The following is a 1,322-nucleotide window of genomic DNA, read 5'->3' as shown; positions in this document are numbered from 1 at the left end:
CACCCCGACAGCCCCTGGACCCCCCACGCCACCGCCACCCTCACCACCAGCGAGCCCAGCACCGGCGCATCCGGCGCCGACGCCGCCCAGCCCGACCTGCGCAGCTGGCCGCCACCCGGATCGGTTCCCGCGCCCGTCGACGGGCTCTACCCGCGACTGGCCCAGATCGGGCTGCACTACGGCCCGACCTTCCGTGGGCTGCGCCGCGCCTGGCTACGTGACGACGAGATCTTCGTCGAGGTCGAGCTGCCCGACGAGCTGGCGGACGACGCGGGCCGCTTCGCCGTTCACCCGGCGCTGCTGGACGCGGCACTGCACGGCCTGGCGCTGCGTGGCTTCTTCGACGGCGAGGACGGCGGCCCGCGGCTGCCCTTCTCCTGGTCCGGGGTTCGTCTGCACGCCACCGGGGCGCGGACACTGCGGGTGCGGCTGGCCCCCGCCGGCGCGGACAGTGTGTCCATCCAGGCCGCGGACGAGAACGGGGATCCGGTCGCCGAGGTCGATGCCCTCGTGGTGCGCCCGGTCGCGTTGGATCAGCTCGCCGCCAGCACGTCCACCTCGCTGGACGACCTGCTGCTGCGGGTCGGTTGGCAGCCGCTGGCCCTGACCGTCCCGGCCAGTGACGTCCCGGATGGTGACGTCCCGGATGGTGGCGTCCGGTGGGTTCTGCTGGGAGACGACGATCCGGGGCTACGCGCGGCCTGGGAGGGCAGCGGTCTGGCGGTCAGCGCCGTCCCGGACGTACCGGCGCTCGGCGACGCCATCGCCGCCGGCACCCTGGACGTCGAGGTGGTGGCGCTGTCGCTGCGGCCCACCGACGCGAGCCGCCCCCCGGTGGAGGCGGTGGCGGACCCACAGTTCGTGCCGACGCAGGCGGGCGCCACGACGCAGCGGGTGCTGGAGATCCTGCAGTCCTGGCTGGGCGACGAGCGGCTCGCGCACCTCCGGCTCGTCCTGGTCACCCAGAGCGCGGTGATCACGGGCACGCCGGACGAGACCGCCGATCTGATCACCGCTCCCGTGTGGGGTCTGGTCCGTTCGGCCCAGCGGGAGAGCCCGGGACGTTTCGTCCTGGTGGACGTGGATGACCGGCCGGACTCGCTCGGCCTGGTGCCCTCCGTCGTCGCCAGCGACGAGGAGCAGGCCGCCCTGCGTGCCGGCGCGGCCCTGGTGCCCCGCCTGGAGCGGGCGGCACCCATCATCCCGGCCCCGCGGGACGGCGCCGCGGTTCCTTCCGCGGACGGCCCGGCGTTCGACCCCGAAGGCACCGTCCTGATCACCGGCGGCACCGGCACCCTCGGCGCACTCCTCGCCCACCACCT

At 75.0% G+C, this 1,322-nt stretch carries 1 protein-coding gene; it reads left to right on the top strand.

Annotated elements, in window-relative coordinates; all coding sequences use genetic code 11:
- The coding region (locus MXD61_RS05635) for a polyketide synthase dehydratase domain-containing protein (RefSeq protein ID WP_248811784.1) at positions 1–1,322 on the top strand (1,322 nt) is incomplete at both ends.

The organism is Frankia sp. AgPm24 (assembly GCF_023243055.1).
Taxonomy (GTDB): Bacteria; Actinomycetota; Actinomycetes; order Frankiales; family Frankiaceae; genus Frankia; species Frankia umida.
This window is presented reverse-complemented; position numbering and strand designations above follow the sequence as displayed.